This window comes from Streptomyces venezuelae (genome assembly GCF_008642275.1).
Classification (GTDB): domain Bacteria; phylum Actinomycetota; class Actinomycetes; order Streptomycetales; family Streptomycetaceae; genus Streptomyces; species Streptomyces venezuelae_E.
Genome location: NZ_CP029189.1, coordinates 3,167,402 through 3,192,148, shown reverse-complemented (window position 1 = coordinate 3,192,148; position 24,747 = coordinate 3,167,402). Strand labels below are relative to the sequence as shown.

General features: G+C 73.0%; 25 protein-coding genes. 11 read left to right on the top strand and 14 right to left on the bottom strand.

Features of this window, described 5'->3' with window-relative positions; translation table 11 throughout:
- Nucleotides 1-50: 50 nt before the first annotated feature.
- From DEJ51_RS13775 to DEJ51_RS13765, 3 genes are all read right to left on the bottom strand, one after another.
- Nucleotides 51-293 carry a hypothetical protein gene (locus DEJ51_RS13775; RefSeq protein WP_190620367.1) on the bottom strand — a complete coding sequence of 81 codons (243 nt, stop codon included), beginning with the start codon at nucleotides 291-293 and terminating at the stop codon, nucleotides 51-53.
- A 141-nt stretch (nucleotides 294-434) separates the two neighbouring features.
- The gene (locus DEJ51_RS13770) at nucleotides 435-692 is read right to left on the bottom strand and encodes a DUF397 domain-containing protein (RefSeq protein WP_150257851.1); all 258 of its coding nucleotides are present in this window, start codon (nucleotides 690-692) and stop codon (nucleotides 435-437) included.
- Nucleotides 689-1,525, bottom strand: a complete 837-nt coding sequence (locus DEJ51_RS13765) for a helix-turn-helix domain-containing protein (RefSeq protein WP_150257850.1) — start codon at nucleotides 1,523-1,525, stop codon at nucleotides 689-691. Before DEJ51_RS13765 ends, DEJ51_RS13770 begins: the two co-directional genes overlap by 4 nt.
- A gap of 127 nt (nucleotides 1,526-1,652) precedes the next feature.
- Between DEJ51_RS13765 and DEJ51_RS13760 the strand changes: the two genes are divergently transcribed.
- Both DEJ51_RS13760 and DEJ51_RS13755 read left to right on the top strand, forming a co-directional pair.
- Nucleotides 1,653-2,093, top strand: a complete 441-nt coding sequence (locus DEJ51_RS13760) for an ATP-binding protein (RefSeq protein WP_150257849.1) — start codon at nucleotides 1,653-1,655, stop codon at nucleotides 2,091-2,093.
- A 44-nt stretch (nucleotides 2,094-2,137) separates the two neighbouring features.
- Nucleotides 2,138-2,515, top strand: a complete 378-nt coding sequence (locus DEJ51_RS13755; RefSeq protein WP_150257848.1) for a DUF4241 domain-containing protein — start codon at nucleotides 2,138-2,140, stop codon at nucleotides 2,513-2,515.
- Nucleotides 2,516-2,528: 13 nt separating this feature from the next.
- On the opposite strand, the gene DEJ51_RS13750 is transcribed toward DEJ51_RS13755, so the two are convergent.
- The 3 genes from DEJ51_RS13750 to DEJ51_RS13740 all read right to left on the bottom strand — a co-directional run bounded on the left by DEJ51_RS13750 (nucleotide 2,529) and on the right by DEJ51_RS13740 (nucleotide 5,246).
- Complete coding sequence (locus tag DEJ51_RS13750; protein ID WP_190620366.1) at nucleotides 2,529-3,095, bottom strand: hypothetical protein; 567 nt, start codon at nucleotides 3,093-3,095, stop codon at nucleotides 2,529-2,531.
- 79 nt (nucleotides 3,096-3,174) lie between these two features.
- Nucleotides 3,175-4,035, bottom strand: a complete 861-nt coding sequence (locus tag DEJ51_RS13745) for a TIGR03619 family F420-dependent LLM class oxidoreductase (protein WP_150257847.1) — start codon at nucleotides 4,033-4,035, stop codon at nucleotides 3,175-3,177.
- An 89-nt stretch (nucleotides 4,036-4,124) separates the two neighbouring features.
- Complete coding sequence (locus DEJ51_RS13740; protein ID WP_150261901.1) at nucleotides 4,125-5,246, bottom strand: ADP-ribosylglycohydrolase family protein; 1,122 nt, start codon at nucleotides 5,244-5,246, stop codon at nucleotides 4,125-4,127.
- An 822-nt stretch (nucleotides 5,247-6,068) separates the two neighbouring features.
- On the opposite strand from DEJ51_RS13740, the gene DEJ51_RS13735 reads away from it, so the two are divergent.
- Entirely contained in the window at nucleotides 6,069-7,133 is a 1,065-nt protein-coding gene (locus DEJ51_RS13735) for a tyrosine-protein phosphatase (protein ID WP_150257846.1), read from the top strand.
- A gap of 59 nt (nucleotides 7,134-7,192) precedes the next feature.
- On the opposite strand, the gene DEJ51_RS13730 is transcribed toward DEJ51_RS13735, so the two are convergent.
- Together DEJ51_RS13730 and DEJ51_RS13725 are read right to left on the bottom strand one after the other, a co-directional pair.
- Entirely contained in the window at nucleotides 7,193-9,769 is a 2,577-nt protein-coding gene (locus tag DEJ51_RS13730) for a bifunctional FO biosynthesis protein CofGH (protein WP_150257845.1), read from the bottom strand.
- 40 nt (nucleotides 9,770-9,809) lie between these two features.
- Nucleotides 9,810-10,592, bottom strand: a complete 783-nt coding sequence (locus tag DEJ51_RS13725; RefSeq protein WP_150257844.1) for an SDR family oxidoreductase — start codon at nucleotides 10,590-10,592, stop codon at nucleotides 9,810-9,812.
- Nucleotides 10,593-10,740: 148 nt separating this feature from the next.
- Between DEJ51_RS13725 and DEJ51_RS13720 the strand changes: the two genes are divergently transcribed.
- Complete coding sequence (locus DEJ51_RS13720) at nucleotides 10,741-11,526, top strand: hypothetical protein (protein ID WP_150257843.1); 786 nt, start codon at nucleotides 10,741-10,743, stop codon at nucleotides 11,524-11,526.
- A gap of 84 nt (nucleotides 11,527-11,610) precedes the next feature.
- Here the strand turns inward: DEJ51_RS13720 and DEJ51_RS34500 are convergent, their stop codons facing one another.
- A complete protein-coding gene (locus tag DEJ51_RS34500) occupies nucleotides 11,611-11,748 on the bottom strand; it encodes a hypothetical protein (RefSeq protein WP_190620364.1) in 138 nt (45 codons plus the stop codon).
- Between the two features lie 37 nt (nucleotides 11,749-11,785).
- Nucleotides 11,786-12,046 carry a hypothetical protein gene (locus DEJ51_RS13715; protein ID WP_150257842.1) on the bottom strand — a complete coding sequence of 87 codons (261 nt, stop codon included), beginning with the start codon at nucleotides 12,044-12,046 and terminating at the stop codon, nucleotides 11,786-11,788.
- A gap of 311 nt (nucleotides 12,047-12,357) precedes the next feature.
- On the opposite strand from DEJ51_RS13715, the gene DEJ51_RS13710 reads away from it, so the two are divergent.
- The 3 genes from DEJ51_RS13710 to DEJ51_RS13700 all read left to right on the top strand — a co-directional run bounded on the left by DEJ51_RS13710 (nucleotide 12,358) and on the right by DEJ51_RS13700 (nucleotide 14,546).
- Nucleotides 12,358-13,695: a diacylglycerol/lipid kinase family protein gene (locus DEJ51_RS13710; RefSeq protein WP_150257841.1), complete on the top strand. Its 1,338-nt coding sequence runs from the start codon at nucleotides 12,358-12,360 to the stop codon at nucleotides 13,693-13,695.
- A 75-nt stretch (nucleotides 13,696-13,770) separates the two neighbouring features.
- On the top strand, nucleotides 13,771-14,013 hold the full coding sequence (locus tag DEJ51_RS13705; protein WP_109780202.1) for an amphi-Trp domain-containing protein: 243 nt from the start codon (nucleotides 13,771-13,773) through the stop codon (nucleotides 14,011-14,013).
- 62 nt (nucleotides 14,014-14,075) lie between these two features.
- Nucleotides 14,076-14,546 (top strand): hypothetical protein, encoded by a 471-nt coding sequence (locus DEJ51_RS13700; RefSeq protein WP_150261900.1) that lies wholly within the window; start codon nucleotides 14,076-14,078, stop codon nucleotides 14,544-14,546.
- Nucleotides 14,547-14,566: 20 nt separating this feature from the next.
- Here the strand turns inward: DEJ51_RS13700 and DEJ51_RS13695 are convergent, their stop codons facing one another.
- Nucleotides 14,567-15,823: a PLP-dependent aminotransferase family protein gene (locus DEJ51_RS13695; protein ID WP_411757392.1), complete on the bottom strand. Its 1,257-nt coding sequence runs from the start codon at nucleotides 15,821-15,823 to the stop codon at nucleotides 14,567-14,569.
- A 212-nt stretch (nucleotides 15,824-16,035) separates the two neighbouring features.
- On the opposite strand from DEJ51_RS13695, the gene DEJ51_RS13690 reads away from it, so the two are divergent.
- Entirely contained in the window at nucleotides 16,036-16,893 is an 858-nt protein-coding gene (locus DEJ51_RS13690) for a hypothetical protein (protein WP_150257839.1), read from the top strand.
- A gap of 226 nt (nucleotides 16,894-17,119) precedes the next feature.
- Here the strand turns inward: DEJ51_RS13690 and DEJ51_RS13685 are convergent, their stop codons facing one another.
- The 3 genes from DEJ51_RS13685 to DEJ51_RS13675 all read right to left on the bottom strand — a co-directional run bounded on the left by DEJ51_RS13685 (nucleotide 17,120) and on the right by DEJ51_RS13675 (nucleotide 19,436).
- Nucleotides 17,120-17,329: a DUF397 domain-containing protein gene (locus tag DEJ51_RS13685; protein WP_150257838.1), complete on the bottom strand. Its 210-nt coding sequence runs from the start codon at nucleotides 17,327-17,329 to the stop codon at nucleotides 17,120-17,122.
- 220 nt (nucleotides 17,330-17,549) lie between these two features.
- Entirely contained in the window at nucleotides 17,550-18,434 is an 885-nt protein-coding gene (locus DEJ51_RS13680) for a helix-turn-helix domain-containing protein (RefSeq protein WP_150257837.1), read from the bottom strand.
- A gap of 267 nt (nucleotides 18,435-18,701) precedes the next feature.
- Nucleotides 18,702-19,436, bottom strand: coding sequence for a GOLPH3/VPS74 family protein (locus DEJ51_RS13675; RefSeq protein WP_030390041.1), 735 nt, complete (start codon nucleotides 19,434-19,436; stop codon nucleotides 18,702-18,704).
- Between the two features lie 348 nt (nucleotides 19,437-19,784).
- On the opposite strand from DEJ51_RS13675, the gene DEJ51_RS13670 reads away from it, so the two are divergent.
- The 3 genes from DEJ51_RS13670 (at nucleotide 19,785) to DEJ51_RS13660 (ending at nucleotide 24,725) form a co-directional block, all read left to right on the top strand.
- Complete coding sequence (locus tag DEJ51_RS13670; protein WP_223835796.1) at nucleotides 19,785-22,259, top strand: D-alanyl-D-alanine carboxypeptidase family protein; 2,475 nt, start codon at nucleotides 19,785-19,787, stop codon at nucleotides 22,257-22,259.
- A gap of 104 nt (nucleotides 22,260-22,363) precedes the next feature.
- Nucleotides 22,364-24,409 (top strand): MFS transporter, encoded by a 2,046-nt coding sequence (locus DEJ51_RS13665; RefSeq protein ID WP_411757314.1) that lies wholly within the window; start codon nucleotides 22,364-22,366, stop codon nucleotides 24,407-24,409.
- Between the two features lie 112 nt (nucleotides 24,410-24,521).
- On the top strand, nucleotides 24,522-24,725 hold the full coding sequence (locus DEJ51_RS13660; RefSeq protein WP_223835795.1) for a hypothetical protein: 204 nt from the start codon (nucleotides 24,522-24,524) through the stop codon (nucleotides 24,723-24,725).
- Nucleotides 24,726-24,747 lie beyond the last annotated feature (22 nt).

The window sequence follows — 24,747 nt, the reverse complement described above, 5'->3', positions numbered from 1 at the left end:
CCGGCGGCCGGAGCCCCGTGGGACGGGCCCCGGCCGCCGGACGCCGGTCGTCAGGCGCCCAGGTGGTAGGCCTTCGCCCACTCCTTCTCGCCCTCGGCCTCGCAGTTGTCGGCGTACAGGGGGCCGATCTTCGCCGGAATGCCGGCGAAGGAGGAGCAGTTCTTCGCGAAGGCCTTGTGCCCGGCGGAGAAGCCCTCGATGTCGACGCCGTCGTTGGCCAGGGCCGCGCCGGCGCCGCCCAGCAGGATGCCGGCAGCCAGGACGGACGCCGTCAGGGCAGAGCGAATACGCATGACACTCTCCTAAGAAGTTCGATCGACGCGCCGGACAGACGGCACGCGACCGGATCAACATCACGGAGAGTTCACGGGAAACGGTGTTTCACCCCAATGGCGGTCACCCTGTGTAGCGCATGAGGGGCGCTCAAGGGCGCGTCAGGGGCGCGCGACGACCCCGACCACCCCGGCCAGGAAGGCCCCCCAGCTCGTGGCCGCGACGGCCAGCTCGGGGCCGGCCGTCACCTTGGAGTCCCGGACGTGGACGGAGTCCGCGCACGCGGCGACCTCGACGCAGTCGTCGCCCTGGCTGCCGCTGTACGTGGACTTGTTCCAGGAGAGGGCGACTTCGACGCAGCTGTCACCCTGGCTGCCGCTGTAGGTGCTCTTGAACCAGCGCAACTCGGAGCTGTTCACAGGGATCCTCGCATTCGCATCAACAGGGCCCTGTTGTCCGCAGGATTGAGGGCCTGGATGCGAAGTTTGGCATACCGCTGGTGGAGCAGGCTGATGTCTTTCGGGTCCGAAATCACCTGTCCCGTCTGCTGTCCCTCGGTGTACCCGAGCCACTCGTGCTCATCGGTTTCCAGGAGCTGGAAGGGGCCGTCGGTGCCCGCGTGTTGCGGGCTGACCGTCGGCATGATCTGGATGTCGACGTTGGGGAGTTGCCCGCATTCCAGCAGCCGGTCGATCAGCTCCCGCGTGACCTCCGGGCCGCCCGTCCGCCGTTCGATCAGCGACTGCTCGATGACGAAGCTGAACAGGATGTACGGGATCCGGTACAGCAGTTTCTGGCGCGCCATCCGCACCGCCACCCGGGCGTCGGCCTCCTCAGGGGTCGCCAGGGGCGGGACGTTGTCGATGAGGGCGCGGGCGTAGGACTCCGGCTGGAGGAGCCCTGGGACCGAGCGGCACTCGTACGTGTTGAGGATGACGGCGCCCGCCTCGTGCTCCGCCCACCGCCGGAACCAGGACGCCAGCCCGCGCCGCCGCGACAACTGCCGGGCCGCGATGATGATCACGCCGTGCGCGTTCAGCGCCGCATCGCACTTGTTGACGAACTTCTGCGACGGGTGGCGGCGTCCCTGTTCCACCGAGCCGACGTACTGCACCGAGTAGCCGACCAGGACGGCCAGTTGTTCCTGGGTCAGGCCGGCCCGCTTTCGCGAGGCCTTGACCGTCTCGCCGAAGCTGCGCAGGCTGTCATCCGGTTCGACCTCGTCGTCGCCGCTGTCGTCGGCACTCACCATGGCGGTCACCTCCGCGAAAAATGTTCACGCACCGTGACTCGCACTGTCCAGGGAGTGAACTCGTACAGATGGTTTGTACGAGTTCGCTTGGTGTCGAACGACCCTGGCCGCACGGGATGTTGGCGCCATGACCGCACCTTCCGGCCCGGCCCGGACCCTCGTACGCGTGTTCACTCAGCGTTTCAGCTGCACCCGGCGCGGGGCGCGCCTCGCCCGCCAGCTGGCCCTCGTGGAGCTCCATGACTGGGGCATTCCGGAGACCACCGCGCTCTCCGCCGACGCCGGGCTCCTCGTCGCCGAACTCGCCGCCAACGCCGTCCTGCACGGGCATGTGCCCGGGCGGGACTTCGAACTCCGGATGACCCTGCTGGAGGGGGTCCTGCGCATCGAGGTGTCAGACGCCCGACGCGACCGCCGGCCCGCCCTGCGCCCGCACGCCTACCAGGCCGAATCCGGCTACGGGCTCCGCATCGTCGACGCCGTCGCCGCCGACTGGGGGGTCGGGGACCGGCTGGTCGGCAAGACGGTCTGGGCCGAGCTGACGCACCGCGCGGGGGTGCGGACGTAGCCGCTCGTGGCCGGCCCGTACGCCGTTGCGGCCCCTGCCCGCCGATGCCGCGCGGGCACGGGACGCGGTCCTGGGAGATGGCCCTCGGGCCGGGCCAGGACCCCCGGCGGCTGGGCGAGGGCGAGGCCTACGGCTTCGGTACGGACGGCGCGACGGGGGCCTTCGCCGACGCCCGGGCGTGGGGGTCGCTCCAGCGGCGCTTCGGGACGGCCGTCGAGGACCGCGAAGACGGGGGCTGGGCGCGGGAACCCGGCTCCGCGTTCTTCCTCCGGACCCGCGAGCCCGCCTCCGGCGCCGAGCTGGCCGCGTTCGCGGTGACCTCGGACGGGAGCCATCCCGTCTGGGTGGGCAGATCCGCCGACGGGCACGTGGTCGGGGTGGTGGTGCTGGTGGACGGGATGCCCGCGCCGGCGGCGCCCTGACCGCCGGCCCCGGTCAGGGGCGCCAGCGGGGGACCTCGTCGTCGGGGGTGTCGGGGCTCGCGAAGTGGAAGGGGACGCCCAGGTATTCGGCCAGCTCGGTACCCGCACGGGTGGCGGCCACCGCCGAGGGGTGGCGGCCGCCGGTGTCGGCGTCGCCCAGGGCGCGTTGCGCCGTGCCCCAGTAGATCGTGGCGAGGCACTTCTCCCCGTCCGGCTCCTCCGCGATGGCCAGCAGGTTCACGAACCAGTCGTGCACGGTGTCCCCGTCCCAGACCGCCTCGATCGCCACCACCCGGCCCGGGACGCCGTGGGCGAGGGCGGCGAGCGAGTCGAAGTCGACCGGGGAGTCGGGCGTACGCGCCACCCGGTCGCCGAGGTGCTCGTAGCGCGCGTTCACGATCCGCTGGGCCTGGTGCAGGCCGACGCCCCAGGCGCGGCCGGCGTCCCACACCAGCTTGACCGCCGGCAGGAGGGCGTCCTGGAGGACGTATCCGTCGGTCTGCGCGCGGATGCCCTCCGGGAGTGCCGCCCACTGGTTCTCGGTCTCCCGGTCCACGCCGTCCGCCCCCCGGTTCGTCATGGCGTCATGATCGGCAGGGCGGTGGCGCGGCGTCGAGGGGATTTCGGCGGCCCGGCGGCCCGGCAGCCCGACGGCCCGGTCAGAGGTACTGGGCGAACTGGTCCAGGGTGCGCAGGACTTCCGGCTTCGGGGCGGAGGGGAGCTGGAGGACGACCTCCTCGATGCCGAGGTCCGCGTAGTGGCTCATCTTGCCGGGGGAGGGCTGGACGGCGTACGGGACCACCTGGAGGGTCTTCGGGTCGCGCCCGGCGGTCTCCCAGACCCGGCGCAGCACCGGCAGGGACTCGGTGAGGCCGCCGCCGCCGATGGGGAGCCAGCCGTCGGCGTGGTCGGCGATGGCGGCGAAGAGCTTGGGGCCGGCCGCGCCGCCGATCAGGGTGCGCGGGCCGTACAGGGGCGCGCCGGGGCCCAGTTCGCGCGGGGCCTGGACGGGCTTGGGGTAGGCGGTGCTGGCCTGGACGGAGCAGTACTGGCCGACGTACGCCGTGGGCTCGGGGGACCACAGGGCGCGCATCAGCGCCATCCGGTCGCGGACGAGGTCGCGGCGGGTGCGCCACTCGACGCCGTGGTCGGCGGCCTCCTCGACGTTCCAGCCGTAGCCGATGCCGAGGGTGAGGCGGCCGTGGGAGAGGTGGTCCAGGGTCGCCACCTGCTTGGCGAGGTCGATCGGGTCGTGCTGGGCGACCAGGGTGATGCCGGTGCCGAGGTGGAGCCGGTCGGTGACGGCGGCGGCCTGGCCGAGGGCGACGAAGGGGTCCAGGGTGCGCCCGTACATCTCGGGGAGTTCACCGCCCATGGGGGCGGCGGTCTCCCGGCTGACCGGGATGTGGGTGTGCTCCGGGAGGTAGAGGCCGGAGAAGCCGCGCTCTTCGAGGCTGTGGGCCAGCCGGACGGGGGAGATGGTGCGGTCGGTGAGGAAGATGGTCGTGGCGATCCGCATGGGTTCTGGCACCTCCGAGACGTGGGACCCGCCACGGTACGGGCTGGACCCGCGAATGTTGAGGGGGCGTCAGGTGCCGGGGGCGGGGTTCAGCCGCGCGGGTAGCGGGCCAGCCAGCCCGGCGCGGCGGCGGTGGGGCTGTGCAGGCTCGGGCCCTGGGTCATCTCCAGGGCGAAGTCGTCGGCGATCTCCAGCAGCGCGGCGCGGCCTTCGAGCTCGGCGAGCCAGGCGGCCGGCAGGGCCGTCTCCCCGTGCAGGGCGCCGAGCAGGGCCCCGCACAGCGCGCCGGCGGCGATGGAGTCGCCGCCGTGGTTGACGGCGAGGCGCAGGCCCTGCGGGACGTCCTCGGCGACCAGGGCGCAGTAGACGGCGGCGGCGAGCGCTTCGGTGGCGTCGGATCCGTCTCCCGCCTCGCCGGGGGCCAGGGCCGCGACGGCCTCGGGGCCGGGCGAGCCCTGGGTGACGGCGGCCAGGGCGCGCTGGAGGGCGTCGGTGACGGGCTGGTGCCCGGGGCGGGCGCCGAGCAGGCCCAGGGCGCGCTGGACGGCGGAGTCGAGGGAGTCGCCGCGGATCAGGCCGTGGACGATGACGGCGACGGCTCCGGCCGACAGGTGGGCGACGGGGTGGCCGTGGCTCTGCGCGGCGCACTCGACGGACAGCTGGAGGACGAGGGCGGGCTCCCAGCCGACCAGCAGTCCGAAGGGCGCGGAACGGGAGGCCGCGGCCGCGTCGCGGGCGGTGGGGTTCTTCGGCTGGTCGAGGGTGCCGAGGACGTCGTCGGCGAAGCCGGTCAGGCAGGCGCGGTGCGGGGCGCGGCGGGCGTAGAGCCACTCCTGCTGCGCGAGCCAGCCGTTGTCCTTGCGGCGCTCGTCGGGGCCCCAGTCGTGCTGGGTGGCGGCCCAGCGCAGGTACGCGCGGTGGATGTCGGTGGGCGGGTGCCAGGCGCCGGTGTCGCGGCGCACGTGGGCCCGGATCAGCCCGTCCACGGTGAAGAGGGTCAGCTGGGTGGCGGCGGTGACCCGGCCGCGGCGCCCGAGGGCGGGGGCCGGACCGGTCAGGCCGTCGGGGCCGTGGGCCTCGCGGAGGGCGGCGAGGGAGAGGCCGGCGGCGGGTGCGCCGAGGGCGTCGCCGAGTGCGGAGCCGAGGAGGGTGCCGCGGACCCGGCCGCGGAAGTCCTGCTGCTCGGCGCGGCCCCAGAGGCCGGTGACGATGCCGTGGCCGAGCGTACGGTTCGCCCCGGCCCGTTCCGCGCCGCCGCGTACGGGACCGCTGCCGCCCGCCGGTCCGGCGCCGGTGCCGGCCGGGGCGGCGTGGACGTGCAGGGGTGCGGCGGGGGCGTCGCTGCCGTGACTCGCGCCCGGGGCCGGGCCGTCGGGGCGGGCGCCTGACCCGTGGACGCTGCCCCCGGGGCCGGGGAGGCCTGAGGCGGCGTGGACGTGCAGGGGTGCGGCGGGGGCGTCGCTGCCGGGACTCGCGCCCGGGGCCTGGGGGGCCGGGGCGGCAGCGGGGGCGGACGAGGGGGCGGCTTCCGCCGGGCCCGTTTCCGCCGGGTCGGCGTGGACGTGCAGGGGGCCGCCGGGCCCGGTGTCCTGCGGGCTCCCGGCCGGGGGCTGCGGTCCGTGGCCGCCGAGCGGGGCGTGGCCGCCGAGCGGGGCGTGGCCCGGGGCGGTGGCCGCGTGGCCGACCACCGGGCCGGGAGCGGGCGGTGCGGTCCGCGGGCCGCCGGAACCGCCGTTCGTACCGTTCACTGCGTCCATCCCCGGCACCGAGCCCCCCCGCTGACCAGTCCGATCGATGCCGGCGTCCCTACCCGTACCCGCCGCGCACGCGAACCCGCACTGTAGTGGACAGGATCGGTCGAATCCGGAAGTGGTCGGCCAAGGGGCCGGGAAACGAACGCAGATCAGCCAGAATGCGAAGACTTCCAGCCGCAATCCGCGTGGTGGCACGTTTTGCCAGTCGCCTTCGAGCCGGTCGTTTTCGGTCACGCCTCGTTCATCGGACGTTCGCCGCGGCCGCCCAGCCTCGGAGCCATGAAGAAGGCACTCCTCGCCGCGACCGCCGTCGCCTCCGCATTCGCCGCCTCCCTGGCCGCGGCCCCGCTCGCCTCCGCCACCGGCTGGGACCGGCCCGACCGGTCCGCCGTCCCGTTCACCGAAGCCACCGTCACCGCCGGAGCCGACGGCTCCTTCACCCTCCGGTGGAAGGCCCGCGGCACCGACCGGGTCGAGATCCGCGCGAACGGAAAGGTCGTCGCGAAGGGCGGATCCCGCGGCCAGGCCGTGGTCAAGGGCCTGCCCGCCGCCGACCGCCAGTGGTTCGACTTCAAGCCCGGCCGCGGCCAGGGCCTGCGCCTCGCCGACCGCCTGATCAAGCTGGACGGCACCGCCAACTTCCGCGACGCCGGCGGCTACCGCACCAGCACCGGCCAGTGGGTCAAGATGGGCGAGATCTACCGCTCCGACGCCCTGAACAAGCTGACCGAGAACGACCTGGCCAAGCTGCAGCGCCTGCGCGTCAGGACGGTCTTCGACCTCCGCATGGAGGACGAGCGCAGCAAGGACGCCGACAAGGTGCCCACGGGCACCACCTACGTCGTCGCCGACGTCTTCGCGGGCTCCGGCTCCTTCCAGACCATGCCCCGCACCCCCGACGAGGCCGTCAAGGCCATGGTGGACGCGGAGCGGGCGATGGTCTCCGGCGCCGGCGGCAAGAAGGCCTACACCCAGGTCTTCGAAGGCATCGAGCGCGACCGCAGCCGCTCCGTCCTCTTCCACTGCACCGCCGGCAAGGACCGCACCGGCTGGGCGAACGCCGCGCTGCTGACCGCCCTCGGCGTGCCCCGCGAGACCGTCGAGGCCGACTACCTGGCCAGCAACGACTACCGCAAGGCCGCCAACGACGCGATCCTCTCCCACCTGCCCGCCCAGCAGGCCGCCGTCTACAAGCCGCTGCTCGACGTGCGCCCCGAGTACCTGAACGCCGGCTTCGACGAGGTCACGGCGACGTACGGCTCCTTCGACCGCTACCTCAGGAACGGGCTCGGCATCGACTCCCGCGAGCTGAAGGAGCTCAAGAAGGACCTCCTGGTCGGCTGATCCCCGTCAGCGCGGAGGGGAGCCGGTGCCCAGGATCCCCTCCGCGCGTGCGTCCGCGCTCAGTCCAGTACGGGCAGCAGCTCGGGCAGGTGCCCGTCCGAGGCGCGGGCGGCGTCCTGCCGCTCCCGCGGCACCTCCCCGTACAGCGTCGTACGGGCCTTCGCGGGCCGCCCGGCCGCCTCCGCCACGGCGATCAGGTCCTGCACCGACTTGTACGAGCCGTAACTCGACCCGGCCATCCGCGAGATGGTCTCCTCCATCAGCGTCCCGCCCAGGTCGTTGGCCCCGGACCGGAGCATCTCGGCCGCGCCCTCGGCCCCCAGCTTCACCCAGCTCGTCTGGATGTTGGGGATGTGCGGGTGCAGCAGGATCCGGGCCATCGCCGTCACCGCCCGGTTGTCGCGGACCGTCGGGCCCGGCCGCGCGATGCCCGCCAGGTACACGGGCGCGTTGGTGTGGATGAACGGCAGCGTGACGAACTCCGTGAAACCACCGGTCTGCTGCTGGATCCGGGACAGCGTGCGGAAGTGGCCGAGCCAGTGCCGCGGCTGGTCCACGTGCCCGTACATCATCGTGGACGAGGAGCGGATCCCGAGCTCGTGCGCGGTGGTGACGACGTCGATCCAGTCCGCCGTCGGCAGCTTGCCCTTGGTCAGCACCCAGCGGACCTCGTCGTCCAGGATCTCCGCCGCCGTACCCGGGATCGAGTCCAGGCCGGCCTCCTTGGCCGCCGTCAGCCAGTCCCGTACCGACATGCCCGTGCGGGTCGCGCCGTTGACGACCTCCATCGGAGAGAAGGCGTGCACGTGCATGCCCGGCACCCGCTGCTTCACCGCCCGCGCGATGTCGAAGTAGGCCGTCCCGGGCAGGTCCGGGTGGATGCCGCCCTGCATGCACACCTCGACCGCGCCCACCTCCCAGGCCTGGGCGGCCCGGTCGGCGACCTGGTCGAGGGAGAGGGTGTAGGCGTCGGCGTCCGTGCGGCGCTGCGCGAAGGCGCAGAAACGGCAGCCGGTGTAGCAGACGTTGGTGAAGTTGATGTTCCGCGTGACGATGTACGTGACCTCGTCGCCCACGACCGACCTGCGCAGGTCGTCTGCGATGCGGCACAGGGCGTCGAGGGCCGCGCCGTCCGCGTGCAGCAGCGCCAGCGCCTGCGCGTCCGTCAGCTTCGTCGGATCGTCGGCGGCCTGCGCGAGGGCGCCCCGTACGTCGGTGTCGATGCGCTCGGCCACCATCCCGGGCGCGGCAGCCTCCCGCAGCGCCTCCCAGTCCCCGTACACCTCGTCGAAGTCGTCGCGGCGGTCGCCGGTACGGCCCTCGGTGTCGATGGTGGCGTGCAGGTCGGTGCGCCCGTACGCGGTGAAGCCCTCGTCCGGCTCCTGCCACGGCCGGCCCTCGACGGCGGCGCTCTCGTCGGCCAGCCCGGTCTCCGGGTCGGCCAGTGCCCGTACGTGCGGCAGCAGCCGCGGGTCCAGCCAGGGCTCGCCGCGCCGCAGGAACTCCGGGTAGATCGTGAGGCGTTCGCGCAGCTCGAAACCGGCGGCGGCGGTCCGCGCGGCCAGCTCCTCGATGTGCGGCCACGGCCGCTCGGGGTTGACGTGGTCGGGGGTCAGCGGGGACACCCCGCCCCAGTCGTCGATGCCCGCTCCGATGAGGAGCGCGTACTCGGCGTCCACCAGGTTCGGCGGGGCCTGGATCCGGGCGCTCGGTCCCAGGATGTGCCGCGCGACGGCGATGGCGGCGGCCAGCTCCTCCAGCTCCGCGTCCGGCATGCCGCGCATGGCGGTGTCCGGCTTGGCGCGGAAGTTCTGGACGATGACCTCCTGGACGCCGTGGTAGGCACGCTGGATCCGGCGGAGTTCGAAGAAGGCGTCGGCGCGCTCCTCGTAGGACTCGCCGATGCCGATCAGCACGCCGGTGGTGAAGGGCACGTTGGACCGCCCCGCGTCCTCCAGCACCCGCAGCCGCACCGCCGGGTCCTTGTCGGGGGAGCCGTGGTGGGGGCCGCCCGGCTCGGACCACAGGCGGGTCGCGGTGGTCTCCAGCATCATGCCCATGCTGGGCGCGACCGGCTTGAGGCGCTGGAGGTCGGACCAGGACAGGACGCCGGGATTGAGGTGCGGCAGCAGGCCGGTCTCCTCCAGGACCCGGATCGCCATGGCGCGCACGTAGGCGAGGGTGTCGTCGTAGCCGTGCGCGTCGAGCCACTCGCGGGCCTCGGGCCAGCGGTCCTCCGGACGGTCGCCGAGGGTGAACAGCGCTTCCTTGCAGCCCATCGCCGCCCCCTGGCGGGCGATGTCGAGCACCTCGTCGGGGGAGAGGTACATCCCGTGGCCGCTCTTGCGGAGCTTTCCGGGGACGGTGACGAAGGTGCAGTAGTGGCACCTGTCCCGGCAGAGGCGGGTGAGGGGGATGAAGACCTTACGGGAGTAGGTGATGACACCGGGCCGCCCGGCGGCGGCGAGCCCGGCGTCCCGCACCCGTGCCGCGGAGGCGGCGAGGTCCCCCAGGTCCTCGCCGCGCGCCTGGAGGAGTACGGCCGCCTCGGTCGCGTCGAGCGCGACGCCGTCGCGGGCCCGCCGGAGCGCGCGGCGCATCGCGTTGTCGGTCGGAGCGTCACTCGGAGTGGTCATGGGCCGAGCATACGATCCGGTGATCCGGCGGTGGAGAGGGTCACCTCATCAGCTCACCGGCGTTGACCAGCAGAGACTGGCCGGTTACCGCCCTGGCCCGGTCGGAGGCGAGGAAGGCGACGGAGTCGGCGACGTCCCCGTCGGTGGCCAGATCGGGCAGCGCCATCCGCTGGGTGAGGCGGGCGTGCACCTCGGCCTCGGGCACCCCTTCGGTGTGGGCGGTGAAGGTGACGAAGGCCTGCACGGGCGGGCCCCACATCCAGCCGGGCAGCACGGTGTTGACGCGGATCCGGTGCGGGCCGAGCTCGCGGGCCATGGAGTACATGGCCGAAGTCAGCGCCCCCTTGGAGGCGGCGTAGGCGGCCTGCTGCACCTCGTTGGGTGCGGCGACGGCCGACTGCGTCCCGACGATCACCACGGACCCGCCGCGCTCCTTGAGTGCGGGCAGGCAGGCGCGGGTCATCTTCAGCGTCCCCAGCAGGTTGACGTCGATGATCTGCTGCCAGGTCCCGAAGTCGGCGTCCTGGAGGCCCCCGAAGTACGAGTCCCACGCGGCGACGTGCACGACGGCGTCGATCCGGCCGAAGCGCGCGAGCGCGAGCTCGGCGAGGGCCCCGCACTGGGCCTCGTCGGTGATGTCGGTGGCCCGGTAGGCGGTGTGCGCTCCGTCGGGGTCGATCTCGGCGGCGGATTTGGCGAGATTCGCCTCGGTCCGCGCCCCGAGCACGGCGTTCCCGCCGTCGCGCACGACGGTGGCGGCCACCTGATGCCCGAGCCCGGCCCCGACCCCGGAGACGACGACGGTCTTCCCTTGCAGCAGCATGACGGACCTCCGGGCACGGTTGATCTGACGGTGCGTCAGGCTACGGTGTGCGGGCGGTGGTGTGAAGGGGCGGGGAGGCGGGGACCCGGCGGGGCGCGGGGCGTCCCGTAGGGTGCCCTTGATCGTTTTGGCATCGGGGGTACGGGACATGAGCAGGCACGCCGCGATGCGGACGGCGGTGGCGATCGCGCTGGTGCTGCTCGGCGGGCTCGGCGCGGGCTGCGGACCGGGGGGCGGCGGACCGGGGGGCGGCGGACCGGCCTCACCCGCCACCAGTTCCACGGCGGGCGCGGCGGGCACGGCGGGTGCGGCGGGCACGGCGGGCGGGCCCGGCGCGCAGGGGAGCACGGCGCCCGGACCGGCCGCCGGCAAGCTCGAACCCGACCCCGGCACCCGGCCCACGACGGTCGGACTTCCGGTGATGGAACAGCTGGAGTGCGACGAGGGGAGCTCCACCGTCCGCTTCGGCGACGGCAAGGACCTGCGCGTCTCCGGCGTGGACGGCCTGTCCCCGCGTTCGAGCGGCCGGAACGAGACCGTGACCACCTGCTGGGGCTTCCCGGTCATCAGGCTGACCAAGTCCGGCAAGACGGTGTCGGCGCCGGACCTCATCGCCCGAACGGAGCTCTTCCACACCGTGCCGGATCCGATGGCTGCCGCACAGCAGGCGATGGCCGCCGCCCTGCCGCCCGGCGGCGAGCGGAAGACGGTCGGCGAGCCGACCGTCGCAACCGCCGGAACCCTGGCGGTCGCCTGCCGGCACAACCTCGCCGACGGCTTCCCCATGGCCAGCTGCTTCTGGGCGAGCTACGGCGCGGTCGGCGCGATCGACTACTTCCCGCCCGGCGGCACGGACTACCTCTCCATGAAGCAGGCGGTGGACCGGACCAAGGAGTTCGCGGGCACGGCCCTGCGCGACACCACCGCCCACTGACACCCGGGCCGCCGGCCCCGCCGGGCGCCGTGCCGGTCAGCCGCGCCCGGCGAGCAGGGCCCGTACGTGTGCGGTGCCGCCGCGTCACGGATGACCGGCCGGCACCTCCCCGGCCGGCCCCTCGGCCCGGTGCACCGCGACCACGGCCCGGGCCACGGCGTGACCCGACGGGGAGGCCCGCAGGATCTCCAGGACGAGCCCCACGGTCAGGTCCTCGCCCACGACGACGAGCGAGTCGGCGAGGAGTCCGACTCCACGTTCACGACGCGCGGGCGCGCAGTACGCGGGCGATGTCGACGTCCGTCGTGAGCGCGCTCAGCCGGGGCGGGGTCCGTGAGTCGTCCAGCACGACGGCGTGGAGACGGTCGCCGACCCGCGGAGGGGGTACGTCCGACGACCACCAGGACGGATGCTTGGCCTGGTCGACGAACCCCGTGACACCGTCGGCATCGACCTGCGACCCGTACGGGGCGACGGCCGTGACGACGACATCGACCTCCTGGTGATCCACCAGCGACATTCGGAACTCCCCCAGGGCGGACCAGGTGGCCGCACCCACACTCTCGGCTGCCGATCGCGACCGCCCAGCCGGGAAGGCCGTCGCCGACCGGAACCGTGCCGGCCCCCAGGCGGAGCGGAACCCTCGCTGTGACCGGTCGAAGCCTACCGAGATCCCGCAGGGCGGGGTGTCCAGATTCTGGTGGACCCACCCGTCGACCGGGTGTTCTGTGCGGGTGCTGCCCGTGGTGGTGGGGGCGGGTTCGCGTCGACGGTCGATCCGGTTCGGGAGATGATCGGAGATGACCCGGCACGAGGCGAGGACGTGAGGGCATGGCACTCCCGCATACTTCCGGCCCGCCCCGGCGGGCTCGGCTGTGGGCCCTGCTGGCGGTGGCCTGTGCGGTGCTCGCGGCGCTGACCCTGGTGGCCGAGGGGGTCATCGGGGGGCTGCTCGTCCTCGTCGTCGGGGTGGCCGGGGCCGCGCTCACGGCCATGGGGACCTGGTGGGTGGTGTCCCACCGCGGGGCCGTACGGCTGGTCGGCACGCTGCTCGTGGTGGGTGCGCCCGTGGCCATCCTGCTCATCTACGCCCGGGCGGACCTGTGGCCCACGGCGCTGCTCGCCATCGCGCTCTGGGCGGCCGCCGTCGCCTGCGCGCGGACCGCGCTGCGGGCCGCCCGGCGGCCCGACGGCATGCGGGCCGCCACACGGGCCGACGCCCCGCGGAGCCCGGTTCTGATCATGAACCCGAAGTCCGGCGGCGGGAAGGTCGGCCGCTTCGGCCTCGTCGAGAAGGGGGAGGCACTCGGCGCCCGGGTGGTGCTCCTGGACCCGGAGGTCGTGACGGACGTCGCCGCCCTCGCCCGGCAGGCGGTGGCCGAGGGCGCGGACCTGCTCGGGGTGGCCGGCGGCGACGGGACCCAGGCCCGGGTGGCCGAGGTGGCCGCCGAGTACGACCTGCCGTTCCTCGTGATCTCCGCGGGCACCCGCAACCACTTCGCCATGGACCTCGGACTGGACCGCGAGGACCCGGCCCGGTGCCTGGACGCGCTGACCGACGGCGAGGAACTCAGGATCGACCTGGGGGTCGTGGGCGGCCAGACCTTCGTCAACACGGCCTCCTTCGGCGTCTACGCGGAGATCGTGCAGCGACCGGAGTACCGGGACGCCAAGGCGGACTCGGCGCTCGCCGCCCTGCCCGACCTCCTCCTCGGATACGCCGGCACCACCCTCGACGCGGTGACCGACGAGACGCGGCTGGAGGCCCAGCAGGCGCTGCTGGTCAGCAACAATCCGTACTCGTCCCCCGAACCGATGGGGGCCCGCCGGTCGCGGCTCGACCTCGGCGAGCTCGGGGTCGTCGGGATCCGGGTGAACAACGCCGCCCAGGCGGCCGACGTGGCACTGCGCGGGGCGAAGGCGGCGGGCCTGCACCTGCTCACCTCCCGCCAGGTCGTCGTCCGATCGGCGGCGGAACGCATCGCCGTCGCCGTGGACGGCGAGGCGCTCACCATGCCCACGCCCGTGACCTGCACCATCCGCCCGGGGGCCCTGCGCGTACTGGTTCCCCGGCTCCGCCCGGGGGCCCCGCCGTCCGCCCCGCCCATGCAGTGGGGCGAGGTCCTCGCCCTCGCCTTCAGCCGTCCCGCGGCGGGCCCGGCCGGCTGAAGCCCGGGATGCCCGACCTCCGGTACGGCGTCACAATGGGCCTGACCCGGTGCTCGTAGCGGAATGGAGACATCCGTGAAGGACCTCAAGTTCGAGCAGAAGAGTTCCCTTTCCCGTCTCGAAGCCGCCGATCAGCTCGCCGCGCTCGCCGAGGCACTGCGCCACGGCGGCAACGCCGAACTGGAACTCGGCCCCGGGAAGATGAGCCTGCGCGTCCCCGACGAACTCCGCACCGAGATCGAGGTCGAGGTCGGCGACGGGGAGATCGAGATGGAGATCGAGCTCAAGTGGCCCACCAGGCAGGCCGGGGCCGCGTGACGGCGCCCCCGGAAGGCGGCCCGGAGCCGGCCCCGGAGGGCCCGGAGGGCGCCCCGCGGCGGGTGGCCGGGCGCGGCGACTACACCGGCGCCGTCTACGGCTCCCTGCTCGCCGCCTCCGTGGTGGTCGGAGCCGGGACGCTCGGCGAGTACCCGCGGCTGGAACTCGTCGCGCTGCTGCTGGGCACGGGGGTGGTGTTCTGGGCCGCGCACGTCTTCGCCCGCCTCTTCGGGGAGCGCATGGTGCACCACCTGAGCTGGGGCGTGGTGCGCAGTACGGCCCGGGAGGAGCGCCCGATCATCAAGGCGGCGGTCCCACCGGCCGTCGCCGCGCTCATCGCCCCGTTCTTCGGCCTGGGGCACCAGGGCATCGTGTGGCTGGCGCTCATCGTCGCCCTCGTCGGCCAGGTCGGCTGGGCCACCGTGGCCGCCGCCCGCGCCGGGGCGTCGCGCCGGATGATGATGCTGGCCGGCGCGATCAACCTCTTCCTCGGGGTCCTCATCGTGCTGCTCAAGGTCGCCCTCCAGCACTGACGTCAGCGGCGTCGCTCACGTCACCGGAGCTGCTTGCGCCCGTACTCCTCCAGTGCCGCGCCGAGCCGGCCGACGCCTTCGGTGATCTCGGACGGCGTGTGCGTCGTGAAGGAGAGGCGCAGGGTGCGCGGGTCCGGGGCGGCGGCGTAGAAGGGAGCGCCCGGGACGAAGGCGACGCCGTGGGCGACGGCCGTCCTGAGGAGGTCCGCCGCGTCGTGGTCCTCCGGCAGGCGGGCCCAGACGAACATGCCGCCCGCGGGCAGGTTCCAGTCGCAGTCCGCCTCCAGGGTCCGGCTCAGGGCACTCTGCAGGGCGTCGCGGCGCTCGCGGTAGGCCGTCCGGACCGTGGCTATGTGCGCGTCGAGGTCGACGGCCGCGAGGTAGTGCGCCGCGGCCAGCTGGTCCACCGTGGAGGTGTGGAGGTCGGCCGCCTGCTTCGCGACCACCGCGGCCCGCCGCAGTGCCGCCGGGGCCCGGAGCCAGCCCAGCCGCAGCCCGGGGGCCATGACCTTCGAGAAGCTGCCGAGCAGGGCCGTACGGTCCTCCGCGCCCGGGTGCGCGGCCAGCCACGGGACGTCGGAGCCCTCGTAGCGGAGTTCCCCGTACGGGTCGTCCTCCACCAGCCACAGCCCGAGCCGGGCCGCGGTCTCCGCGACCGCCGCCCTGCGGGCGCCCGGGAGGGTGCGTCCCGTCGGGTTCTGGAAGGTGGGGACGGTGTAGAGCAGCTTCGGCCGCTCGCGCGCCACCACGTCCGCCAGCGCGTCCGGGAGGATGCCCTCCGCGTCGCAGGGAACGGCGACCACCCGCGCCCCCGCCAGGCCGAAGCACTGGAGGGCCGCGAGGTAGGTGGGGTTCTCGACCAGTACGACGTCACCCGGTTCGACCAGGGTGGCGGTGATGAGGGTCAGGGCCTGCTGCGAGCCCGAGGTGACGAGGACGTCGTCCGGAGCCGTCGGCAGCCCGCGCGCGGTCGCCCGTGCGGCGACGGCCTCGCGGAGTTCCGGTGCGCCCTCGGTGGTCGAGTACTGGAGCGCGCGCCGGGCGGACACCGCGAAGGCGGAGTCGTACGCGGCCCGCAGACCTTCGGTGTCGAAGAGTTCGGGCGCGGGGAGGCCGCCGGCGAGCGAGATGATCCCGGGGCGTTCGGTGAGCGCGAGGATCTCGCGTACGGGGGATCCCTCCACGGAGGCGGCGCGGGCGGCGAACGCGGGCGGCGGCGCGCCGCCGGAGGGGGCGGCGGGGGTCGCGGGGGCAGGCACGGGGGCGGACACGGGCAGCTCCTTCGGGAGGCGGGTGCGCGCATCGTAGCGACGGAAAGTTGTAGGCGGCATCTATGTATCGGGTGCCGGACCGGTTCCGGCGCTCCCGCCCGACCCCCGCCCGACCCCCGCCCGACTCCTGCCCGACCCCCGCCCGACTCCCGCCCGGCCTCCGCCCGACTCCCGCCCGACCCCTCCCCATCTGATGCCGCATCAGATAGACCGGTCCCATGACGACAGGAGAACAGCACCCGCAGCAGGACACCCGCGTCGAGGACTACGCCGCGCTCGCGGCCGTCGGCCCCTACGGCGTCCGCCCCGGCCACGCGCTGATCACCATGGTGGAACCGCACCCGGGCCACGAGTACGCGTACAACCGCTGGTACGAGGACGACCACTACTACGCCGGGGCCATGGCCATGCCCTGGATGTACGCGGGCCGCCGCTGGGTGGCCACCCGCGAGCTGCAGGAGCTGCGCTACCCCGAGAAGTCGGCCGTCGCCCAGCCGGTCACCGCGGGCTGCTACATCTCGACGTACTGGGTGACCCGGGGCCGCTACGACGAGCACATGAAGTGGACCGTCGGCATCAACAAGCGCCTGAACCGCGACGGCCGGGTCTACCAGGACCGCACCCACGTCTTCACGTCCTTCCAGGACCACGTGGCCACCGTCTATCGCGACGGCGCCGCGGGCCCGCGGGACTTCCACGCCCTGGACCACCCGTACGAGGGCCTGGTCGTCCAGGTCGTCGACGCCGACGGGCCGGAGCAGCGCGCCGAGTTGCTGGAGTGGCTGCGCTCGCGCGCGCTGCCGAAGCGGCTGCACGGCGGTCCGGCCGCGATGGTGACGGTCTTCCGTCCCACTCCGCTGCCGGGTGACCGGATGACGTACGTCAAGCAGGTGGAGGGGGTCGACACCCGCCTCACGCTGCTGTGGTTCCTCCAGCAGGACCCCCGTACCTGCTGGGACCGCTTCCAGGGGCTGGACGCGGAGGTCGCGGAGGCCGGGCTGGGGCGGGTGGAGCTGGTGGCGCCGTTCGTCCCGACGGTGCCGGGGACCGACCGCTACGTCGATCAGCTGCGCTGAACGGGCCGTCGGCCCGCCGGGCATGGCCGAGCCCCCTCGGCCAAGACGGCGGGTCGGTCGAGAGGGCTCCAGTCAGTGACGCAGGTGGTGCGGGTGATGCATGTGGTGCAGGTGACACATGTGGTGCGGGTGTTGCGGAAGCCGGGCCCGCTGGTCCTGCTGATGGTGACGGATGCGGGGACCGGACGAGAGGAACGGCGGAGGCGGTTGGGGCGCGCCGCGATGTTCAGACGAGGCGTCCCAGCCGGCCTTCGGTGACGTCGGTGACGAACGAGGTCCAGGAGTCGGGGGCGAAGGTGAGGGACGGTCCGTCCTGCACCTTCGAGTCGCGGACGGCGATGGCCTCCGTGACGGGGGACTTGACCTCGACGCAGGCGCCGTTGGCGGAGTAGGAGGACTTGATCCAGTTGGCCGTGGCGCCCTGGCGAATAGCCATGTTTCTCTCCGGTGAGCGAGTAGTTCCGGTGGTTCCGGTGTCCTGTCGGCCAATCTTCCGGCTGACCTGATCGACGCTACCGGCAGCTCCTGGCAGGTGAAGGGATCGTTCACCCGACCGAGTGGCATATTCCATTCAAGCCTTATGTGGCTGGGTAGTGACGGTGTACCGTGCCGACCCGCTCGCCACGCGCAGGGGTGATACCGGTCGTATCCCGCCCCTATGCGCCCTTGTCCGCATATCGATTGATGATCTGTCGGACGAACTCCCGGGTCTGGTCGACGTTGAGCGCCTGAGCGCGCAGGTGCTCGTACATCACGCTGTACTTCTGGACGTCGTTGGCCTTCTCCAGGTACAGGTCGCTCGTCACGCCCTCGATGTAGACGACGGTCGAGTCGGAGGCGTCCGGGAACTCCAGGATCGCGTACTGGCCGTTGACGCCGGGGTGTGCGCCCAGCTCGAAGGGCATCACCTGCACCGTGATGTGCGGCTGCTCCGACTGCTCTATCAAGTATTCGAGCTGCCGGACCATCAGCTGGGCGTCGCCCACGCGCCGGCGCAGTGCGGCCTCGTCGATCACCGCCCACAGGCGCAGCGGGCCGAGGTCCGGGTTGTTGTTCTCCGTCTCGGAAAGCCGCTTCTGGCGGTGCATCCGGACCTGGACGCGCTTGTCGACGTCGGCCGGGGCGGTCTCCGGCCACGCGCCGCGGACCAGGGCCTGTGCGTACTCGGTCGTCTGGAGCAGCCCTGGGACCACCAGGGGCTCGTACGTGCGCAGGCTGGCGGCGTCCGTCTCCAGGCCGATGTAGACGCTGTACGGGATGTCGCCGAAGGCGTGCCACCAGCCCTGCTGGCGGGAGTCCTTGGCCATCTGCATCAGCGAGTCGATGAGACGGCGGTCCTCGACCTCGTAGACGTCGCACAGGTCACGGACATCGCGCTGGCTGATGGAACGGCGGCCGTTCTCCAGGCGGCTGATCTTCGACTGGGAGACGAGGAGGCGTTCGGCGACCTGTTCGGCCGTCATGCCCTTGTCTTCGCGGAGTTTGCGCAACTCCATGCCCAGTCGGCGGCGTCGGACGGTGGGATTGACATTGGACGCCACGTGAACGGCACCTCCGCCTTCTTCTGTCGTTTGCAGCTGTCTCTCTGCGTATCTGGTGTTGAGCAGACTGCCACCGAAGCGGGCGGTGCCGCTGGGGAACGGCCCGGAAAACACAGACGCGCGGGGTGGCGGGGTCGGCGAACCGGCCCCGCCACCCCGCGCGCTGGCGGCTCCCGAACCGACCGGGTCCTCGCGGACGTCGGTCTGGGCGGTGGCGTTGCGATGGTGGTGCGATGTGGTGCGATCAAGCAGGTGGAACGGGGTCGATCAGTGCGCGGCCGCGCGGGCCATCGCGCCCGTCCGGCGCGGCTGCAGCGGAACGCTGCTCGCCGTGGCCCGGGCCGGCGGTGCGGGTGCGCGGTCACGGCGTGGCTGCGCGGCCACACCGTTCTGGACGTCCATCACGGCGTGCGCCACGAGTCCGCCCATCGGGTCGTGCCTGATCAGGTCCCTCAGTCGGGACCTGGACGACCGCCCCTCGTTGCCGGGGTACAGGTGCTTGCCGAGTCCGACCGCGTGGGCCAGTGCGGCGAGCGCCGCGGTCCGCGGGTCCGGCGGTACGCCGGTGCGGATCGCACTGTCGAGCCGGGCTCGGATCTCCCGGCTGATCTCCGTGTCCGTCGCCTGGTAGCGAGTCGTCGGAAGCACCCCGCACATCTGTCCCGCGACGGCGTGAACCATGCCGCAGCGCTCCAGATGAGCGAGGTAAATCTGGCGGAGCCCCAGCCGGGGTCCGCCGATCCAGTGGACGGCCCGTACCGGGCTGCCGCGCCTGCGCAGCAGTTCCAGTGCGGAGTCCAGAGTCGGATCTCCTGTCGGCCGTGGCATCACCACGGCGATACGATCCCCATCAGGGGCTATCCGTCCTGCCAGAGCCAGCTCCACTAGCTGTGCCCCGGCCAGGCCGAGGTCGAGCGACTGCGGCTGCGCCGTGGTACCCGTGGCCGGGTCCAAGGCGAGCAGCAGAAGCTCCTCCGGAATTGTTCTGCGGCTCCTGCCCATCCATGCCTCCCCGCGTGGATGAGTGACAGGGTGACGCCTCTCACATTCATCTGTCGAGAGCGCGTGGCCGCTTTGTGGGGGAACCCGCAGCTATGTCGTTCTCGTCTAGCACGGGGGCGATGCTCCCGAGACGGGACACTGTTAGACATTCGGACAGCCGGACGTGGCGGCGATGGAGGAGGAACGGTGGCGGGCGAGTCCCCCGACAAGTCGGTAGATGAAGGAGCGCCGGGGGCGGCGGAGTCGTCCGCGGAACGTGACCCGAGGCTCTCGGTGTTCCGGCCGCGGGATCCCGAGAGCGGCGGGTCCGGTGGCGGTCCGGCGGCGACTGCCGGTGCCGGTGCCGGTGTGGACGTCGACGTCGAGGTCCCGGTCGAGGCGGAGGCCGAAGCGGAGGCCGAAGCGGAGGCCGAGGCCGAGGTCGAGTCCGGGTCCGGGTCCGGCTCCGGCTCCGGCGGGCGGGACCCGCTGCGGGACGCGGTGGCGGCCTGGGTCGCCTCCGCCGATGACGCTGACGAGGCGGGCGACGCCGACGACGTGTCCGCGGCAGCCGGTTCCGCGGCTTCCGCTTCGACGGACGACGAGGCGAGCCCGGCCACGCCGGACGCCGTCGGGTCCGGCACGCAGGATGCCCGCACCAAGGCACCGGGCTCCGCTTCCGCTTCCGACTCCGCTTCTGCTTCCGACCCCGAGCCCGTCTCCGGTGCCGATTCCGATTCCGGTTCCGGCGACTCCGCAGCCCCTGCTGCCCCTGCTGCTCCCGCTCCCGTGGCGGGGAAGAAGCCCGCGGTCGAGAAGCCGAAGGCCGAAGAGCCCGCGGACAGCGAGCGCACCGCCGTCTTCCGAGCCTTCAAGCCCGCCGAGGCGAAGCCCGCGGCCGAGAAGCCGAAGGCCGAAGAGCCCGCGGACAGCGAGCCCGCGGACAGCGACCGCACCGCCGTCTTCCGCGCCTTCAAGTCGGATTCCGTTTCGGCTCCCGCAGCCGAGCGGCCGAAGCCGGCGGCCGAGAAGCCGAAGGCCGAGGAGCCCGCGGACAGCGAGCGCACCGCGGTGTTCCGCGCCGTGAAGCCCGCTTCCGCTTCCGCTCCCGCCGCCGGGGCGAAGCCGGCGGCGGAGAAGCCGAAGGCGGAGGAGCCCGCGGACAGCGAGCGCACCGCCGTCTTCCGTGTCCCGAAGGCGGACGCGGCCAAGGCGGAGGGCCCGAAGCCGGCTCCCGCCGAGCCCGGCCCCGCCAAGCCGCTGAACCTGGCCAAGCCCGCCGGGGCCCGGCCCGCCCCCGCCGACCCCAAGCCGGCCGACCCCAAGCCCGCCGACCCCAAGCCGGCCGACCCCAAGCCCGCCGACCCCAAGCCGGCCGACCCCAAGCCCGCCGGGGCCAAGCCCGACGCCGCGCAGCCCAAGGGCAGCACCTTCGTGCCGCTGCGCCCGGAGGGGATCGAGCCGACGCCCGCCGCCGGGCAGCGGCCGAGGGTTCCGGTTCCGCCCGCCGCCGCGCGGCTCGACCACTCCGAGCGGACCACGCAGCAGCCGCTGCCGCCCAAGCCGCCGCTCGACATGCTGGCGGACCTCACGAACAACCCGCCCCCGCCGCCGAGCCCGATGCGCACCGCCATCCGGCGGTTCAAGATCTACGCGCCGCTGGTCGCGCTCCTGATCGTCATCCTGGCCGTCGTACAGCTGGTGCGCCCGCTGCCCGAGCCGAAGCTCGTCATGACCGGGAAGTCCTCGTACACCTTCGAGGGCGCAAAGCCCCAGCTGCCGTGGCCCACCGAGGGACAGGCGTACATGGCGGCCGCCGGTCTCGGCACGCTCGGCCAGTCCGGCGAGCAGAAGCCCGTGCCGATCGCGAGCGTCACCAAGTCGATGACGGCGTACATCATCCTGCGCGACCACCCCGTCAAGAAGGGTGAGCAGGGCGAGATGATCGACGTCGACAAGACGGCCGAGACCGAGGGCAAGAAGAACAACTCGACCGACAACGAGTCCACCCTCGACACGGTCAAGGAGGGCGACAAGATCTCGGAGTACGACGCGATCGCCGCCCTCATGATCCCGTCGGCCAACAACATCGCCCGGCTGCTCGCACGCTGGGACTCCGGTTCCCAGGAGGCGTTCGTCAAGAAGATGAACGACACCGCCAAGGAACTGGGCATGAAGAACACCACGTACACGGACCCCTCGGGTCTGGACGCGACGACGGTGAGCACCGCCGAGGACCAGGTGAAGCTGGGGCTGAAGCTCGTCGAGATCGAGACGCTGCTCGACATCACGAAGAAGCCCAGCTGGATCGACCCGTCCGGCAAGAAGTGGGACAACTGGAACCGGCTGGTCCCCTACAACGACTCGCTCGGCATCAAGACCGGTACGACGACCAAGGCCGGCGGAAACCTCCTCTTCGCCGCGCAGAAGAAGGTCGGCAACACCAACCAGCTGATCGTCGGGGCGGTCCTCGGCCAGCACAAGCCGCCGATCATCGACTCCGTCATCGCCGCCAGCAAGCAGCTCATGATCGGCACCCAGAAGTCCCTCGACGGCGCGACCGTCGTGAAGAAGGGTGATGTCGTGGGCTACGTCGACGACGGGCTCGGCGGCCGCACGCCGGTCGTGGCCACCGCCGACGTACAGGCGGTCGGCTGGGCCTCGCTGACCGTCGACATCAAGCTCGCGGACGGCGGCGGCAAGCTGCCGCAGACCGCGACGGCCGGTACCGAGGTCGGCCTGCTGACCGTCGGCGAGGGCGCCAGCCAGGTCAAGGTGCCGGTGGCGCTCAAGACCGACCTCGCAGCGCCGGGCATCGGCAGCAAGCTGACGCGCGTCGGCTGACATCCGGTGAGAGCGTGGATCCGGCGCCCCGGGCAACCCCGGGGCGCCGGGCCGCGTCTTGGCTGCCGGGAAGTTCGTGGACTCATGGGTTGGGGAGTGCGGCAGTGACCACCGCTGAGCAGCAGGGCCGACGGCAGGAGGCCATCCCGTCGGCCGACGGCGGCGGTGCTTCCGGGACCTCCGCGCCCGCAGCGGGGGCCGCCGGGTCCGCCTCCGGGGCCTCTGTGCCCGCCGCCGGTGCCTCTGCGCCCGCCGGGTCCGCCTCCGCAGCCGGAGTCTCCAGGACCGCCGGGCCGGCCGCGACCGCCGTGCTCGCCGGGCCGGCCGCGACGGCTCCCTCCGCTCCCGGTGGCATACGGCCGCCCCGCGGCCCGCTCGGTGCGGTTCTCGACGGTGCCCGGCGCCACCCGGTGGCCGTCGCCACCGCCCTGGCCGCGCTGCTGCACGTCGTCTGGTTCTTCAGCTTCGCCAACAGCGGCGGCGACCTGGCCGCGCAGGACGCCTGGGCCGAGTTCGTCGGCCGCCATCCCGACTCGGCGTACAACCTCGCCTGGTACGGCGGCATGCACCCCGTCTCGTACAGCGTGGTCTCGCCGTACCTCATGCACATGCTCGGCGTCCGGACCACGATGATGATCGCCGGCACCGTCTCGGCGGGGCTGCTCGCGCTGATCCTGACCCGCTGCCGCGGAGCCGTGCGCGAGCCCCTGTGGCCCGCCCTGGCCGGGGTCTACGGCCTGCTCTGCAACGCCCTCTCCGGACGCGTCACCTTCGGTCTCGGCGTGATGTTCGCGCTCGGCGCCGTCGCCGCAGTCTTCTGCTGGCCCCGCAAGTGGGCCGAGCGGCGCTGGGCCAAGGCCGCCGTGGCGGCCCCGCTGGCCGGCCTCGCGACCGCCGCCAGCCCCGTCGCCGGGCTCTTCCTCGGGGTGATCGCGGCCGCGCTGTTCCTCAGCGGGCGGCGCCCGGGCGCGTACGCGCTGGGGCTGGCCCCGGTGGCCGTGGTGGGGCTGTCGGCGTGGCTGTTCCCGTTCTCCGGGACCCAGCCGATGAAGATCGGCTCGGCCGGGCTGCCGTTCGCGTTCGGGCTGCTGATCGTGTTCCTCGTACCGAGGCGGTGGAAGACCGTCCGGATCGCCTCGGCCGTCTACACCCTCGGTGTCTTCCTGACCTGGGTGATCGACTCGCAGATCGGCTCGAACGTCACCCGCCTGGTGATGCTGTTCGGCGGGGCCGTGCTGCTCGCGGCCCTCCCGTACGAGCTTCGGCGCTCGCGGCGCTGGTACGCCGTACTGCTGGCCTGCCTCGGGATCAACGCCTGGATCACCACCAACAGCGTCACCGACATCGTCCGCACCACCCCGCTGGCCGCCTGGAGCCGGGAGCTGGCCCCGCTCGTCGACCAGCTGCAGAAGGCGGGTGCCGACCGGGGCCGGGTCGAGGTGGTCCCGGCCAGCAGCCACCGCGAGTCCTCCGCCTTCCCCTCGTACGTGAACCTCGCGCGCGGCTGGAACCGGCAGGCCGACCTGGAGCGCAACCCGCTCTTCTACGACGACACCCTCACCGACGACAGCTACCGGGCCTGGCTGGAGCGCTGGGCCGTGCACTACGTGGTGCTGCCCGCCGACAAACCCGACTCGGGCGGGGAGGACGAGGCGAAGCTGGTGCGCGCGGGGCTCCCGTACCTCCAGCAGGTGTGGGGCGACGCGAACTGGCAGCTCTTCAAGGTCCACGAGCCCACCGACCTGGTGGCCGGACCGGCGACCGTGGTGCGGGCGAGCGCCGACCAGCTGGTCGTCGACGTGAAGGAGCCCGGACGGGTGCTGGTGCGGATCCCGCACTCGCCGTGGCTGGGGCTGGTGGACGCGGCGGGCAAGCCCGTACCGCCGCCGCAGGAGACCCCCGCCTCGAAGGCGCGGGGCGGGAGCGGGGAGGGCGGCGCGCCGCGGAAGCAGTACGCGAACACGGCGGGGTGCCTGTTCAAGGCCGCTCCGGACGAGAGCGCGGACGTGTGGACGGAGCTGCTGGCGCCGGCGCCGGGGGAGTACCGGGTGGCGGCGAAGTACCAGCTGCCGCGGGGGACGCCCTGCCCGGAGGACCTGGTGCGCCAGACGCTGGACCAGCCGAAGCGTCCGGCTCAGCCGCGTCCCTGACCCAGGTTCTTGATCGGAATTCTTTACCCACCGGTCCGGGTGCGTTGGTCCGTATATGTGCATACGATCCGAGTAGTCCGATTGGGTGCTTCCCGAAGGAGTTGACGACGGGATGAACAAAGAGCAGAAGCGGGATGTCCGGGCGGCCATCGCGAAGGCGCAGGAGTCGGCACAGCCGCCGCGCGCCCCGGGACACGGCTTCAGCGGTCCGGTACGGAGCAAGGTCAAGGGCGGATCGCACACGAAGGCCGCGCTGAAGCGGGCCGGCACTCCGCAGGGTGACCGTATCGGCGAACGCAGCAGTGGCCTGAGCTGACCGTGATGGCACAGCCCTTCCG